This is a genomic window from Mesorhizobium sp. M0968, assembly GCF_040319065.1.
GTDB lineage: Bacteria > Pseudomonadota > Alphaproteobacteria > Rhizobiales > Rhizobiaceae > Mesorhizobium.
In genome coordinates this window covers 42,421-57,658 of the sequence record NZ_JAMYNL010000009.1, presented here as the reverse complement: position 1 = coordinate 57,658, position 15,238 = coordinate 42,421, and the positions used below count along the sequence as shown (strand labels likewise).

General features: G+C 63.1%; 15 protein-coding genes. 10 read left to right on the top strand and 5 right to left on the bottom strand.

What is annotated here, in order from left to right; all coding sequences use genetic code 11:
* Positions 1–7: 7 nt before the first annotated feature.
* The 4 genes from mtaB to NKH67_RS17885 all read right to left on the bottom strand — a co-directional run bounded on the left by mtaB (position 8) and on the right by NKH67_RS17885 (position 3,509).
* Positions 8–1,309, bottom strand: a complete 1,302-nt coding sequence (gene mtaB, locus NKH67_RS17900) for a tRNA (N(6)-L-threonylcarbamoyladenosine(37)-C(2))-methylthiotransferase MtaB (protein WP_352470816.1) — start codon at positions 1,307–1,309, stop codon at positions 8–10.
* Positions 1,309–2,193: a diaminopimelate epimerase gene (dapF, locus tag NKH67_RS17895; protein WP_352470815.1), complete on the bottom strand. Its 885-nt coding sequence runs from the start codon at positions 2,191–2,193 to the stop codon at positions 1,309–1,311. Before dapF ends, mtaB begins: the two co-directional genes overlap by 1 nt.
* A gap of 73 nt (positions 2,194–2,266) precedes the next feature.
* A complete protein-coding gene (locus NKH67_RS17890; RefSeq protein WP_031195454.1) occupies positions 2,267–2,428 on the bottom strand; it encodes a DUF1328 family protein in 162 nt (53 codons plus the stop codon).
* 70 nt (positions 2,429–2,498) lie between these two features.
* Positions 2,499–3,509, bottom strand: coding sequence for an MBL fold metallo-hydrolase (locus tag NKH67_RS17885; protein ID WP_352470814.1), 1,011 nt, complete (start codon positions 3,507–3,509; stop codon positions 2,499–2,501).
* Positions 3,510–3,813: 304 nt separating this feature from the next.
* On the opposite strand from NKH67_RS17885, the gene NKH67_RS17880 reads away from it, so the two are divergent.
* Together NKH67_RS17880 and zapE are read left to right on the top strand one after the other, a co-directional pair.
* A complete protein-coding gene (locus tag NKH67_RS17880; protein ID WP_352470813.1) occupies positions 3,814–4,353 on the top strand; it encodes a protease inhibitor Inh/omp19 family protein in 540 nt (179 codons plus the stop codon).
* Positions 4,354–4,498: 145 nt separating this feature from the next.
* The gene (gene zapE, locus NKH67_RS17875; protein WP_352470812.1) at positions 4,499–5,701 is read left to right on the top strand and encodes a cell division protein ZapE; all 1,203 of its coding nucleotides are present in this window, start codon (positions 4,499–4,501) and stop codon (positions 5,699–5,701) included.
* Here the strand turns inward: zapE and NKH67_RS17870 are convergent.
* Positions 5,669–6,160, bottom strand: coding sequence for a GNAT family N-acetyltransferase (locus tag NKH67_RS17870; protein ID WP_352470811.1), 492 nt, complete (start codon positions 6,158–6,160; stop codon positions 5,669–5,671). The two genes, zapE and NKH67_RS17870, sit on opposite strands and share 33 nt — an antisense overlap.
* A 232-nt stretch (positions 6,161–6,392) precedes the next feature.
* Here NKH67_RS17870 and mdh point away from each other — a divergent pair, with 232 nt between their 5' ends.
* The 8 genes from mdh to odhB all read left to right on the top strand — a co-directional run bounded on the left by mdh (position 6,393) and on the right by odhB (position 15,232).
* Entirely contained in the window at positions 6,393–7,361 is a 969-nt protein-coding gene (mdh, locus tag NKH67_RS17865) for a malate dehydrogenase (protein ID WP_352456335.1), read from the top strand.
* A gap of 41 nt (positions 7,362–7,402) precedes the next feature.
* On the top strand, positions 7,403–8,596 hold the full coding sequence (gene sucC, locus NKH67_RS17860; RefSeq protein WP_352470810.1) for an ADP-forming succinate--CoA ligase subunit beta: 1,194 nt from the start codon (positions 7,403–7,405) through the stop codon (positions 8,594–8,596).
* A gap of 16 nt (positions 8,597–8,612) precedes the next feature.
* On the top strand, positions 8,613–8,996 hold the full coding sequence (locus NKH67_RS17855; protein ID WP_352470809.1) for a hypothetical protein: 384 nt from the start codon (positions 8,613–8,615) through the stop codon (positions 8,994–8,996).
* A 4-nt stretch (positions 8,997–9,000) separates the two neighbouring features.
* Positions 9,001–9,372 carry a cupin domain-containing protein gene (locus NKH67_RS17850; protein ID WP_352470808.1) on the top strand — a complete coding sequence of 124 codons (372 nt, stop codon included), beginning with the start codon at positions 9,001–9,003 and terminating at the stop codon, positions 9,370–9,372.
* 2 nt (positions 9,373–9,374) lie between these two features.
* Positions 9,375–9,872 carry a DUF1579 family protein gene (locus NKH67_RS17845; protein WP_352470807.1) on the top strand — a complete coding sequence of 166 codons (498 nt, stop codon included), beginning with the start codon at positions 9,375–9,377 and terminating at the stop codon, positions 9,870–9,872.
* Between the two features lie 12 nt (positions 9,873–9,884).
* Positions 9,885–10,787, top strand: a complete 903-nt coding sequence (sucD, locus tag NKH67_RS17840; RefSeq protein ID WP_352450172.1) for a succinate--CoA ligase subunit alpha — start codon at positions 9,885–9,887, stop codon at positions 10,785–10,787.
* Positions 10,788–10,913: 126 nt separating this feature from the next.
* Positions 10,914–13,901, top strand: a complete 2,988-nt coding sequence (locus NKH67_RS17835; RefSeq protein WP_352470806.1) for a 2-oxoglutarate dehydrogenase E1 component — start codon at positions 10,914–10,916, stop codon at positions 13,899–13,901.
* Positions 13,902–13,930: 29 nt separating this feature from the next.
* Positions 13,931–15,232 carry a 2-oxoglutarate dehydrogenase complex dihydrolipoyllysine-residue succinyltransferase gene (gene odhB / locus NKH67_RS17830; protein ID WP_352470805.1) on the top strand — a complete coding sequence of 434 codons (1,302 nt, stop codon included), beginning with the start codon at positions 13,931–13,933 and terminating at the stop codon, positions 15,230–15,232.
* Positions 15,233–15,238: the final 6 nt, after the last annotated feature.

Sequence of the window (15,238 nt, the reverse complement as noted above, 5' to 3'; positions counted from 1 at the left end):
TGCGCTCTCAGGCGGCGCGGGCGGCAAGCGGCGCGGCGATCAGTCGGATACCGTCATGGCCGGCGATATCAGCCTCGACAATGTCGCCCGGAGCGCCGGCAGAGACCGCGGCCAGCGTAAACCCTTCGGTGCGGCCAAGGCCGTCACGCTCGACCAGGATCGACTGATGCGTTCCAGCGAGCGAGGCAAGATGGCGGCGATAGGCGGCCTCGCCGGCGGCGCGCAGGCGTGCCGCGCGTTGCTTGACGACGTCGCGGCGGAGCTGCGGCATGCGCGCGGCGGGCGTGCCCTGGCGCGGCGAAAACGGGAAGACGTGGAGATGCGTCAGGCCGCATTCCTCGACGATCTCCAGCGAGTTTTCGAACATGGCGTCCGTCTCGGTCGGGAAGCCGGCGATGATGTCGGCGCCGAAAACAATGCCGGGGCGCAGTTTGCGCACATCCTCGCAAAAGCGGATCGACTGGTCGCGGCTGTGCCGGCGCTTCATCCGCTTCAGGATCATGTCGTCACCCGATTGCAGCGACAGATGCAGATGCGGCATCAGCCTCGGCTCGGTGGCGATGGCGTCCAGCAGATCGTCGTCGGCTTCGATCGAGTCGATCGAGGAAAGCCGCAGGCGTTTCACGTCTGGCACCTGCTTCAGGATGGTCTTGACCAATTTGCCGAGCTTCGGTGCGCCCGGCAGATCGGCGCCAAAACTGGTCATGTCCACGCCCGTCAGCACGATCTCGGCATAACCATTGCCGACGAGTCGCTTGATCTGCTCGACCACGGCGCCCATCGGCACCGAGCGCGAATTGCCGCGACCGTACGGAATGATGCAGAAGGTGCAGCGGTGGTCGCAGCCGTTCTGCACCTGGACAAAAGCGCGCGCCCGGCCCTCGATGGCGTCGACCATGTGGGCGGCCGTCTCGCGCACCGAAAAGATATCGTTGACGCGCGCCTTCTCAGTGTCGTTGATGCCGAAATCCGGCAGCGCGCGATAGGAATGCGCCTTCAGCTTTTCCTCATTGCCGAGGACGAGATCGACCTCGTCCATGGCGACGAAATCCTGCGGGACGGTCTGCGCGGCGCAGCCGGTGACGATGATGCGGGCGGCCGGGTTCTCACGGCGGGCTTTTCTGATCGACTGCTTGGCCTGGCGTACAGCCTCGCCGGTGACGGCGCAGGTGTTGAAGATGATGGCACCGCCTTCGAGCCCGCCGAGGCCCGCACTTTCGGCTTCACGCCGCATCACCTCGGATTCATAGGTGTTCAGCCGGCAGCCAAAGGTGACGACCTCGATACCCTTGTTGCCAAGAGGAGCCATCAGGCGGCGCTTTCGGTGTCGCGCGCCCACGCCCCGGTCGACGGATCGAAGCTGCCGGAAAATTCCCATTCGGCGGCACCGGTGAGGATGACGTGGTCGTCGTCGCGCCACAAAACATGCAGCGAGCCGCCGCCGGGCGTCATCAGCGTGACGCCGCGGCCGGTACGCCGGGTGCGGGACGCAGCGACCACAGCGGCGCAAGCAGCCGTGCCGCAGGCCTTGGTCAGACCGGCGCCGCGCTCCCAGGTGCGGATGGCCATGGTCTCCGGCGAGGTCACCTGCGCGATGGTGATGTTGGCGCGCTCGGGGAAGATCGGGTGGTTTTCGAGCAGCGGGCCGAAGCGCTCGAGCTCGTACGACCAGACGTCGCGGTCGACCCAGAAGATGGCGTGCGGATTGCCCATCGAGACGACCGACGGCGAATGCAGCACCGGAGCATCGATCGGGCCGATCTGCAGCTCGATCATGCGGGTGTCGCGGAATTCCTCGGCCAGCGGGATGTCCTGCCAGCCAAAGCGCGGCCTGCCCATGTCGACCGAGATCATTCCGTCGGCATGTTCCTCGGCATTGAGGATGCCGGCGACTGTTTCAAAGGCAAATGTCTTCTGGCCGGTCTCGGCGGCGAGCGCCTGGACGACACAACGCATGCCGTTGCCGCAGGCTTGCGCCCTGGTTCCGTCGGAATTCAAGATGTCGATGAAAAAGGCGGTGCCCGGCGTCCTGGGGTCGTGGATCGCCATGATCTGGTCGAACCTGGTCGCCGCATCGGCATTAAGCGCGACGGCTGCCGCAGGCGTCACGCGATCGGCACGGCCACGCATATCGGCAACGATGATTTCGTTGCCGATGCCGTTCATCTTGGCGAAAGGGGCCGCGCTTGCCATCGATCGAAAGGTCTCTTGCCGTTTGGCGCCTATATGGCGGATAGCGGCAGAAATTACCAGCGCGGCGTGATTTTCAAGTCACCGCGAAGACGCCAAGCACGATCAGCAGGAAGATGATCAGCACGATGCCGATGAGGATGCGCGCGCCGGTGGCGGCGGCTCCGGCCAGTGCCGGCATGCCGAGCAGGCTCGCCGCGGCCGCGATAATCAAAAGAATGATGATCCACCTGATCATGAGAGACACCTCGCAGGCGACAGGTTTGAACACCTACAAACGTCTATGTGATGCCTTAGGTTCCGCCGCGCTAGACCGCCGGCACGTCCCAGACTTCGCCCGGCCGCAAGGCGCGAAAACGTTGCCGCGGCAGGCCGGCAGCATCGAGCGCTTCGCCGAGCTTTCTGGGCGGCTCGTCGATCGGCTCGTTGGTGAGCCGGAACGTGCCCCAGTGACAGCCGGCTGCATAGGCGGCGTTGCACAAAAGCATGCCTTGCACCGCCTCCTCCGGATCCTGGTGATGTGGCGCCATGAACCAGCGCGGCTCGTAGGCGCCGATCGGCAGGATGGCGAGGCGGAAGCCGCCGTGCTTTTGCGCCATCAGCCGGTAATTGATGCCACCGTGGAAGCCGGTATCGCCGGCGAAATAGATCTTTGCGTCGGGCGTCTCGACGACGAAACCCGCCCACAGCGCCATGCGCCGGTCGCGAGTACCGCGGGCCGACCAGTGGTGCACCGGCTCGACATGGACGGCGACGCCATCGCCGATATCGACCCGGTCGCCCCAGTCATGCGCGGAAAGCCTCATACGGGGCACGGCAGCGCCGATGATCGTGTCGTTGCCGAGCGGCGTCAGCAGCAGCGGGTCGTGTCTTGTCTTCAGGCGCTTCAGCGTGGCGAGGTCGAGATGGTCGTAATGGTTGTGACTGACCAGCACGAGGTCGATCGGCGGCAAATGCGAAAACGCGATGCCCGGCGGATTGACGCGTTTCGGCCCGGCGAAGGAGAGCGGCGAGACGCGTCGCGACCAGACCGGGTCGGTCAGGATGTTCAGGCCGGCTGTCTGGACGAGCAGCGAGGAATGACCGACCATGGTGAGGCGCAGCGCAGAACCATCGATGCGCTCGACCGGTCTTGCCGGTGGAAACGGGCTCGGATCCGCCGCCGGCCATTTCGAGCGCTCGCGGTTCAATTGCCATTTCAACAGATCGGCAAAGCGACCGGGCGGCCGTCCGTCGGGATTGAAGAACAAGGTGCCGTCGAAATGATCGCTGGGCGGCCCGCTGTAATAGCGGTTGGCGGCTCTCTTTCTCGCGGCCAAGAAATCGGCTCCCTGCAGTTTGCTGATCCCAAGAGATAATGCCGGCGCCGGCCCGCACAAGCATTTGAGGTGAACGCCAAGGATTTGGCGCCAGCGCGCCGTATCGAATCAACCGGAGGTGTCGGCCAAACGGCCAAGGCGTAACGCAATTTCAGACAATGTGCATTTTGCGACAAATTTGCAACATTACCGGCGCAAACCGTATTTTAACCATATCGGGTTGAAATTTCGCCACCTTCTCCATCTTGGTGAGGGGGACATTGCGCGGACGGCACCCCCAGCCCGATCCGACGGAGGTTGAAGAATGAAATTTTCGAAAACCGGCCCGCTGGCCGTATCGTTGGCCGTGCTCGTTGCGAGCGGCTGTTCAACCTCACGGTTCACATCGATGGACGAGCAGCAGCCGGCGCCGCTGGAAGCTGCGCCCGCCGGCAAGGTGACTGCAAACCAGCTGCCGCCACCGGCGACACCCGGCCCGGCCGACCCGTCGAAATTTCCGACCGCGCCGCAGAACACGCAGGTCGCCTCGCTGCCGCCCGACGGAACGGCGCCGGCCGGTGCGGCCGATCTGACCGCGTCCAGCGTCGCCGGCGTGTGGAAGGCAAGCGTGTCCGGCCAGAGCTGTCAGGTGGCGACGCCGCAGACCAAATTCGGTTCGGGCTACCGCGCCGGACCGCTGCATTGCCCGGCGCCGCTCGACGGCATCAAATCCTGGAACGTCGCCGGCAAACAGCTGACGCTCTTTGACGAGAATGGCGGCACGCTGGCACGGCTCTATTCTTCGGGCGGCGAGAAATTCGACGGCCAGACTTCCAACGGCCTGCCGATCTCGCTTACAAGGTAAGTGAACGGCCCCCCATTGTTACGCAATTCCGGACAGAAAACCGCTACACACTTTTCTTGGAATTGCTCTCTTTTGTTTTTTACGCAATTCCGGACAGAAAACCGCTGCACACTTTTCTTGGAATTGCTCCGGAACGACGTGACCAATGCATCTGCGTGACGGCCTCCAGACTCATGCGACCGTCAAGCAGCGCTATGACCATCTGGTCGAGACGGGCGCCATCGGGCGCGATCCGGCGCAGGAGCGGATCGCCGCTGCGCTCGACCGGCTGATCGAAGAGATATCGGCAAAGCGGCTGGCGCAGAAATCAAGCGCGCTGGGGTGGTTGTTCGCCCGCAAGCGCGAGGTGCACGAGGCGGTCAAGGGCCTTTATATCCATGGCGGCGTCGGCCGCGGCAAGACCATGCTGATGGACATGTTTTTCGAGCTGCTGCCGGTGCGGCGCAAGCGCCGGGTGCATTTCAACGACTTCATGGCCGACGTGCAGGACCGCATCCAGAAGCACCGACAGGCTCGCAAGAACGGCACGGCCAAGGAGGACGATCCGATCCCGCCGGTGGCGCGCGCGCTGGCCGAGGAAGCCTGGGTGCTATGCTTCGACGAGTTCTCCGTCACCGACATCGCCGATGCGATGATCCTGTCAAGGTTGTTTTCGGCGTTGTTTGCCAATGGCGTGGTGCTGGTTGCCACTTCCAATGTTGCGCCGCAGGATCTCTACCGCGACGGCCTGAACCGTCAGTTGTTTTTGCCGTTTGTCGCTATCCTGGAGCGCCACGCGCAGGTGCTGGCGCTTGACGCCGACAAGGATTACCGCCTCGACAAGCTCAGCCGCATGCCGGTCTACGTCACCCCGGCCGATGCCGCCGCCGACCATGCGCTCGACGACGCGTGGGCGGTGATGACACATGGCAGGCCGACGGCCGAGACGATGCTGACGGTGAAGGGCCGGCACGTCATGGTGCCGCGGGCTGCAGGGGAGGCTGCGCGGTTTTCCTTCGCCGATCTCTGCGAGAGGCCGCTCGGCGCCCGCGACTATCTGGCCATGGCCAGCCGTTTCTCGACCATCTTCATCGACCATGTGCCGGTGCTCGGCGAAGGCAAGCGCAACGAAGCCAAGCGCTTCATCCTGCTGGTCGATACGCTCTACGATCATCATGTACGGCTTGTGATGAGCGCCGCGGCACCGCCGGCGCAGCTCTATACGGCCAAGCGCGGCAACGAAGTCTTCGAGTTCGAGCGCACCGCATCGCGGCTGATCGAGATGCAGAGCCACGACTGGCTGGAGGACTGGGCGGAGAGGCAGAGGGCGCAGGGATCATCGACGGAGGCACGGCAGGCACAGGCGTGAGGGATAGTACCGAAGGTGGCGCTGCCGCCGGCGCCTATAATTGATAACATACATGACCAACCCCTCCGCCGGCCCATGCGGCTCTTTTCGCGACTCGTAAAATGCGCGAGCAGCAACATTGTCCGGCTCGGTGCCGACCCACGCCTCCTCACAATGCTCGCGACCGAGTGCGAACATGGCGCCGAGCATCCTCGTCGCAATGCCCTGGCGTTGAAAGGCCGGCGCCACGCCGACCTCGTCTACGTAGAGTTCGCTCACCTTGTCCGGGTGGCGGTGGATGACGGCTGCGCATTGGCCAACGACGATGCCGTCGGCGAGGGCCACGACCATGAAATGACAGGGCTCCGCGAGATAGGCGGAGGGCCGATCCGGCCTGACCGGCTCGTCGAAGACTTCATCGGCAACCCGCATCACAAGGGCGTCATCGTCAGGAAACAGCCTTCTGATTTCCAGTGCCATTGTGTAGAATTCCTCTAGTCGGCTTCAGAATTTTGACGTTTACGTAATTCCCATTGTTTCTAACCGATTGAAATTACTCACTCCAAAATAATCGTTTGAATTTTTGTGCGGCCGGGGCTATTGCGTGCGGCGAATTTCGCGGTTCCGCAGCATTCCGGCCTCTTCCTCCGACGCCGTCATCAAATCGTCAAGGATTTGGGCGCCGTCATAGTCAAAGGGAAAACATCCTGACATGGCACGCAACAAGATAGCGCTCATCGGCTCGGGCATGATCGGCGGCACCCTCGCCCACATGGTCGGCCTCAAGGATCTCGGCGACGTCGTGCTGTTCGATATCGCCGAAGGCATCCCCCAAGGCAAGGGACTGGACATCGCGCAGTCGTCGCCGGTCGATGGGTTCGACTCGAGGCTGACCGGCGTCAACGACTATGCCGGCATCGAGGGCGCCGATGTCTGCATCGTCACCGCCGGCGTGCCGCGTAAGCCCGGCATGAGCCGCGACGATCTTCTAGGCATCAATCTGAAGGTGATGGAGCAGGTCGGCGCCGGCCTCAAGAAATACGCGCCGAAAGCCTTCGTCATCTGCATCACCAATCCGCTCGACGCCATGGTCTGGGCGCTGCAGAAGTTTTCCGGCCTGCCCAAGAGCCATGTCGTCGGCATGGCCGGCGTGCTCGACAGTTCGCGCTTTCGTTATTTCCTGGCCGAGGAATTCAAGGTCTCGGTCGAGGACGTCACCGCCTTCGTGCTCGGCGGCCATGGCGATTCCATGGTGCCGATGATCCGCTATTCGACGGTTGCCGGCATCCCGCTGCCCGACCTCATCAAGATGGGCTGGACCTCGAAAGAGCGGCTCGACCAGATCGTGCAGCGCACCCGCGACGGCGGCGCCGAGATCGTCGGCCTGCTCAAGACCGGCTCTGCCTTTTATGCGCCGGCCGCCTCGGCCATCGCCATGGCCGAAGCCTATCTCAAGGACAAGAAGCGGGTGCTGCCCTGTGCGGCGTACCTCTCCGGCCAATATGGCGTCAAGAACACCTATGTCGGCGTTCCCGTGGTAATCGGCGCCGGCGGCGTCGAGCGGATCATCGAGATCGAGCTCGCGAAGAGCGAGCAGAAGATGTTCGACAATTCGGTCGCGGCGGTGCAGGGCCTGTGCGACGCCTGCGTCAAGATCGCTCCGCATCTCGCGGCCAAGTAAGCCGGTAACCAAGCCCGCCAAGCAAGCTGGAGACATAGCGCATGAACATCCATGAGTATCAGGGCAAGGCGCTGCTGAAAGGCTTTGGCGCACCCGTGGCCGAGGGCGTGCCGGTGTTCAAGGCGAGCGAGGCGGAAGCTGCCGCCAAGGCGCTGCCCGGCCCACTCTATGTGGTCAAGAGCCAGATCCATGCCGGCGGCCGCGGCAAGGGCAAGTTCAGGGAGCTCGGCCCCGATGCCAAGGGCGGCGTCAGGCTGGCGAAGTCGGTGGCCGAGGTCGTCGCCAACGCCAAGGAGATGCTCGGCCATACGCTGGTCACCAAGCAGACCGGCCCGGCCGGCAAGCAGGTCAACCGGCTCTATATCGAGGACGGCGCCGACATCGAGCGCGAGCTCTATCTGTCGATCCTGGTCGACCGCTCGGTCGGGCGCGTCGCCTTCGTCGTCTCGACCGAGGGCGGCATGGACATCGAGGCGGTCGCCCACGACACGCCGGAAAAGATCATCACCGTCGCTATCGACCCGGAAAAGGGCGTGACTGCGGACGATGTGAGGAAGCTCAACGCGGCGCTGAAGCTCGACGGCGACGCCGCCAAGGATGGCGCCACGCTGTTCCCCATCCTCTACAAGGCCTTTGTCGAGAAGGACATGAGCCTGCTCGAGGTCAACCCTTTGATCGTCATGAGGAGCGGCCGGCTGCGCGTTCTCGACGCCAAAGTGTCGTTCGACAACAATGCGCTGTTCCGCCACCCCGACGTGCTCGAATTGCGCGACACCACCGAAGAGGACGAGAAGGAGATCGAGGCGTCGAAATACGACCTCGCCTATGTCGCGCTCGACGGCAATATCGGCTGCATGGTCAACGGCGCCGGCCTTGCCATGGCAACGATGGACATCATCAAGCTCTATGGCGCCGAGCCGGCCAACTTCCTCGATGTCGGCGGCGGCGCGTCGAAAGAAAAGGTGACGGCGGCGTTCAAGATCATCACCAAGGATCCGGCGGTCAAAGGCATCCTGATCAACATCTTCGGCGGCATCATGAAGTGCGACATCATCGCCGAGGGCGTCATCGCCGCGGTCAAGGAGGTCGGCCTGCAAGTGCCGCTGGTGGTGCGGCTGGAAGGCACCAATGCCGAGCTCGGCAAGAAGATCATCAACGACAGCGGGCTGAACGTGGTGTCGGCCGATGACCTCGATGACGCGGCCAAGAAGATCGTGGCGGCGGTGAAGGGCTGAAACTAGGAGTGGTAGATTGAGTGGCTTCCCAATTCACTGGGAGGAAGAAGTTCAGACCATTGATCAGTTGGTCGGGTGCCCCTATTCGGCCGAAGAAATCGAGCAGTATCTTTGGGAGTGCCACTATCATTGGAAGCTGGATGAAAAACCAATGCACTACAAAGTGCAGGGTGCAGTCGCTGAAGCGACAGAAGATGAACGACATTTCTGGCTGTACCAAGCATCAGATGAGATTAGGCGTGAGTGGTACATTATTGTTGGAACTGGCAAGAGCCCATTCAAATCCACCATGAAAATGAGAGGCTGGATGTATGCCGAAGAGAACGTTCTCGGACTTACGCCTGATCGTTATTTGAGAGACCAGATCGCGTTGCAGATAGCAAATGACAAGAGGGAATGAGCCTGTGCCTCCGCATAAGATAAACCTCGTCGAGGCGGCGGATGCGAAGATCAAGAAGGCCTTCGATCCGCATATTGCCGGCGATGTCAACGATTCCCAAGTCAAGATCGCCAAATTCGGCGATGTCTTCGACTGGCACGCGCATGACAATGAAGACGAAGCATTCCTGGTGCTGCGCGGCCGCATCGCCATCGATTTCCGCGACGGCACGGTTGAGCTTGGCAGCGGCGAGTTCATCGTTGTGCCGCGCGCCGTCGAGCACCGTCCGCGCTCACTGAGCGAGGAGCCTGTCGTGCTGATGTTCGAGCCGGCGACGACGCTCAACACCGGCAACGCTAAGAGCGACCTCACCGTCGCCGATCTCAAGCGGCTCTGACCATGAACGCTGCGCCCTTCTCCTCACTCTCGGCCGATCACCAGCGCCTGGGGGCGCTGGTCGGAGCGTGGCGCGGCGAGGAAGAGGTGTCGGCCACGAAATGGGCCGATGGCGGAACAGCGAGTTCGGAAATACTGGCAGAGGCACAGTTCGGCGGCTTGTTCATAGTGCAGCGCTATCGCCAGCGCCGCGACGGCACGGTTTCGTTCGGCGCGTACAGCGTGTTCGGCTTCGACCAGCAAAACAAAATCGTCACCATGCACCAGTTCGATTCGATGGGTTTCGTGCCGATGTCGCCGGCCAAAGGCAGCTGGAACGGCACGGAGCTGGTTCTGGAGCGGTCGTCGCAGCGCGGCTCCGCGCGTGTGACTTATATTTTCGACAATGCCGATGCCTTCCGCATGCGACTGCATTTCAAACCTGCCGGCGGCGATGGCTGGCAAGACATGGTGAGCGGCGTCTACCGGCGCGTCTCGCCTTCCTCGATCAACGGTTTTTAGAAAAGGGCTCCGATGTCCATTCTCGTCGACAAGAACACCAAGGTGCTGGTGCAGGGCCTGACTGGCAAGACCGGCACGTTTCACACTGAACAGGCGCTCGCCTATCACGGCACAAAGATGGTCGGCGGCATCCACCCCAAGAAGGGCGGCGAAACCTGGACCGGCGCCAAGGGCGAGGCGCTTCCGATCTTCGCCACCGTAGCCGAAGGCAAGGCCAGGACCGGCGCCAACGCTTCGGTCGTCTACGTGCCGCCGGCGGGTGCTGCCGAAGCGATCCTGGAAGCGATCGAGGCCGAGATCCCGCTGATCGTCTGCATCACCGAGGGCATACCGGTGATGGACATGATCAAGGTCAAGGCGAGGCTCGACCGTTCGACGTCGCGGCTGATCGGGCCGAACTGCCCCGGCGTGCTGACCCCCGACGAATGCAAGATCGGCATCATGCCCGGCAACATCTTCCGCAAGGGCTCGGTCGGCGTTGTTTCCCGCTCGGGAACGCTTACCTATGAGGCGGTGTTCCAGACCACCAATGTCGGCCTCGGCCAGACCACCGCCGTCGGCATCGGCGGCGATCCGGTCAAAGGCACGGAGTTCATCGACGTGCTGGAGATGTTCCTCGCCGACGACGAGACCAAGTCGATCATCATGATCGGTGAAATCGGCGGTTCGGCCGAGGAAGACGCCGCGCAATTCCTCAAGGACGAGGCAAAGCGCGGCCGCAGCAAGCCGATGGCCGGCTTCATCGCCGGGCGCACCGCGCCGGCGGGCCGCACCATGGGCCATGCGGGCGCGGTCATCTCCGGCGGCAAGGGCGGCGCGGAAGACAAGATCGCGGCGATGGAATCGGCCGGCATCAAGGTTTCGCCGTCGCCGGCCCGGCTCGGCACGACGCTGGTCGAGGCGATCAAGGGTTAGGGGAGTAAGGGAGTACGGGAATAGGGGAGTAGGGAACAAGACGAGGGCATTTGCCCTACTCCCTTACTCCCCTATTCCCTTACTCCCCTCCAACAAAGGAGACGAAGCAAAGGCTTCGACAGTGACATGGCAAGACAAGATCAGGCCAACGACCAATTTTCGCTTACCTCTTTCCTCTATGGCGGCAATGCCGATTATATCGACGCGCTCTATGCCGCCTATGAGGACGATCCCGCTTCGGTCGATCCCGAATGGCAGGACTTCTTCGCGGCGCTGAAGGATGACGCCGGCGACGTGCGCAGGAACGCCAAGGGCGCCTCTTGGGCCAAGCCCTCCTGGCCGATGCAGGCCAATGGCGAGCTGGTCTCGGCGCTGGACGGCAATTGGGGCCTGGTCGAAAAGCACATCGAAAAGAAGGTCAAGGACAGGGCGGCCGGCAACGGCGCAGCGCTTTCCGACGCCGACGTGCATCAGGCGACGCGCGATTCCGTCCGCGCCATCATGATGATCCGCGCCTTCCGCATGCGCGGCCACCTGCACGCCAATCTCGATCCGCTGGGCATTGCCAAGCCGCTGGAGGATTACAACGAGCTGTCGCCGGAGAATTACGGCTTCACCGAAGCCGACTACGACCGGCCGATCTTCCTCGACAATGTGCTCGGGCTGGAATTCGGCACCATCCGGCAGATGCTCGATATCCTGACCCGGACCTATTGCTCGACGCTCGGCGTCGAATTCATGCATATTTCCGATCCCGAGGAGAAGGCCTGGATCCAGGCGCGCATCGAGGGCACCGACAAGGAGATCTCCTTCACCGCAGCCGGCAAGAAGGCGATCCTGCAGAAGCTGGTCGAGGCGGAAGGCTTCGAGCAGTTCATCGACGTCAAGTACAAGGGCACCAAGCGCTTCGGCCTCGATGGCGGCGAGTCGCTGATCCCGGCGCTGGAGCAGATCATCAAGCGCGGCGGCCAGCTCGGCATGAAGGAGATCGTGCTCGGAATGGCGCATCGCGGCCGGCTGAACGTGCTGTCGCAGGTGATGGCCAAGCCGCACCGCGCCATTTTCCATGAGTTCAAGGGCGGCTCCGCCGCGCCCGACGAGGTCGAGGGCTCGGGCGACGTGAAGTACCATCTCGGCGCCTCGTCGGACCGGGAGTTCGACGGCAACAAGGTGCATCTGTCGCTGACCGCCAACCCGTCGCATCTGGAAATCGTCGATCCGGTGGTGATGGGCAAGGCGCGTGCCAAGCAGGATTATCTGTTCGGCCGCAGCCGCGAGGAGATCGTGCCGCTGGAAGAGCGTGCCAAGGTGCTGCCGTTGCTGCTGCATGGCGACGCCGCCTTTGCCGGCCAGGGCGTGATTGCCGAAATCCTCGGCCTGTCGGGCCTGCGTGGCCACCGCGTCGCCGGCACGCTGCATTTCATCATCAACAACCAGATCGGCTTCACCACCAACCCGCGCTTTTCGCGCTCGTCGCCCTATCCGTCCGACGTAGCCAAGATGATCGAGGCGCCGATCTTCCACGTCAATGGCGACGATCCGGAAGCGGTGGTCCATGCGACCAAGGTGGCGATCGAATTCCGCATGAAGTTCCACAAGCCTGTCGTGGTGGACATGTTCTGCTACCGCCGCTTCGGCCACAATGAGGGCGACGAGCCCGCCTTCACCCAACCGATCATGTATCGCAAGATCCGCAACCAGAAGACGACGGTGCAGATCTATGCCGACCGGCTGATTTCCGAAGGCCACATCACCCAGGCCGAGTTCGAAAAGATGAAGGCCGATTGGCGGGCGCATCTCGAGCAGGAATTCGAGGTGGGCCAGCATTACAAGCCGAACAAGGCGGACTGGCTGGACGGCGCGTGGTCCGGCCTGCGCTCGGCCGACAACCAGGACGAACAGCGGCGCGGCAAGACCGCCGTGCCGGTCAAGATGCTGAAGGAGATCGGCAAGAAACTGACCGAGGTGCCGAAGGATTTCGAGGCGCACAGGACGATCATCCGCTTCCTCGACAACCGCCGCCAGGCGATCGAGTCCGGCGAAGGCATCGACTGGTCGACGGCCGAGGCGCTGGCCTTCGGCGCCATCCTGCTCGACGGCAATCCGATCCGGCTGTCCGGACAGGATTCGGAGCGCGGCACCTTCTCGCAGCGCCATTCCGTGCTCTACGACCAGCGCGACGAGACACGCTACATTCCGCTCAACAATCTGTCGGCGGCGCAGGCCGGCTTCGAGGTCATCAACTCGATGCTGTCGGAAGAGGCCGTGCTCGGCTTCGAATATGGCTACTCGCTGGCCGAGCCGAAGGCGCTGACGCTGTGGGAAGCGCAGTTCGGCGACTTCGCCAACGGCGCCCAGGTGGTGTTCGACCAGTTCATCTCGTCGGGCGAGCGCAAATGGCTCAGAATGTCGGGCCTCGTCTGCCTGCTGCCGCATGGCTATGAAGGCCAGGGGCCGGAGCATTCGTCGGCCCGGCTCGAGCGCTTCCTGCAGCTTTGCGCCGAAGACAATATGCAGGTCGCCAACGTCACGACGCCGGCCAATTACTTCCACATCTTGCGCCGGCAATTGAAGCGGGACTTCCGTAAGCCGCTGATCCTGATGACGCCGAAGTCGCTGCTGCGCCACAAGCGGGCGGTATCGACGCTGCCGGAAATGTCGGGCGAAAGCGCCTTTCACCGGCTGTTGTGGGACGACGCGCAGCTGCTGTCAGGCCAGGCCATCAAGCTCACCAAGGATTCGAAAATCCGCCGTGTCGTGCTCTGTTCGGGCAAGGTCTATTACGACCTCTACGAAGAGCGCGAGAAGCGCGGCATCAACGACATCTATTTGCTGCGCGTCGAGCAGCTCTATCCGTTCCCGGCCAAGGCGCTGATCACCGAACTGTCGCGCTTTCGCAATGCCGAGATGGTGTGGTGCCAGGAGGAGCCCAAGAACATGGGCGCATGGTCGTTCATCGACCCGTATCTCGAATGGGTGCTGGCGCATATCGACGCCAAGCATCAGCGGGTGCGCTATACCGGCCGGCCAGCCGCCGCCTCGCCGGCGACCGGATTGATGTCGAAGCATCTCGCCCAGCTTGCCGCCTTGCTCGACGACGCGCTTGGTGAATAGAACAGAACCGAAAGAAACGGACAGGCACAATGGCAACCGAAATCCGCGTCCCGACACTTGGTGAATCCGTCACCGAGGCGACCATCGGCAAATGGTTCAAGAAGGTCGGCGACGCGATCGCCGCCGATGAGCCGCTGGTCGAACTCGAAACCGACAAGGTGACGGTGGAAGTGCCGGCCGCCGCCGCGGGCACGCTCGCCGAGATCGCCGTCAAGGAAGGCGAGACGGTCGGCGTCGGCGCACTGCTCGGCACGATTTCGGCGGGCGCCGGCGCGGCAGCCAATGCCGCCGCCGCTCCGGCGGACAAACAGGATGCGGTATCGCAGGCTTCGGCTCCCACCGCAGCCTCGAGCGTCAAGCAGGCCGCTGCCGAGACGGCCAAGATCGCCGGCGACGCCGGCGCGATCGAGACGCGCACAATGCCGCCGGCGCCGTCGGCGGCAAAGCTGCTGGCCGAGCACAATCTCGCGGTCGACCAGGTATCGGGCTCGGGTAAGCGCGGCCAGGTGCTGAAAGGCGATGTGCTCGACCTTATCGCCAGGGGCGCGCCGTCGCAGCCGGCCGAAATGCCGAAGGCAGCGCCTGTACCGGCACCCGTTGCCGCGCGCGCGCCGTCCCCGGCCGACGATGCGTCGCGCGAGGAGCGCGTGCGCATGACCAAGCTGCGCCAGACGATCGCGCGCCGCCTCAAGGAAGCGCAATCGACCGCCGCCATGCTGACCACATTCAACGAGGTCGACATGAGCGCGGTGATGGCGCTGAGGGGCAAATACAAGGACGTGTTCGAGAAGAAGCACGGCGTGAAGCTCGGCTTCATGGGCTTCTTCACCAAGGCCGTCACCCATGCGCTGAAGGAGATCCCGTCGGTCAATGCCGAGATCGACGGCACCGATATCATCTTCAAGAACTACGCTCATATCGGCGTTGCCGTCGGTACCGAGAAAGGCCTTGTCGTGCCGGTTGTGCGCAATGCCGACCAGATGTCGATCGCCGAAATCGAGAAGGACATCGGCAGGCTGGGGCTTGCGGCGCGCGACGGCAAGCTGTCGGTCGCCGATATGCAAGGCGGCACGTTCACGATTTCCAACGGTGGCGTTTACGGGTCGCTGATGTCGACGCCGATCCTCAATGCGCCGCAGTCGGGCATTTTGGGCATGCACAAGATCCAGGAGCGGCCGGTGGTGGTCGGCGGCCAGATCGTGATCCGGCCGATGATGTATCTGGCGCTGTCCTACGACCACCGCATCGTCGACGGCAAGGAAGCGGTGACCTTCCTGGTCCGCGTCAAGGAAAGCCTGGAGGATCCTGAGCGGCTGGTGCTCGACCTCTAGGGGCGG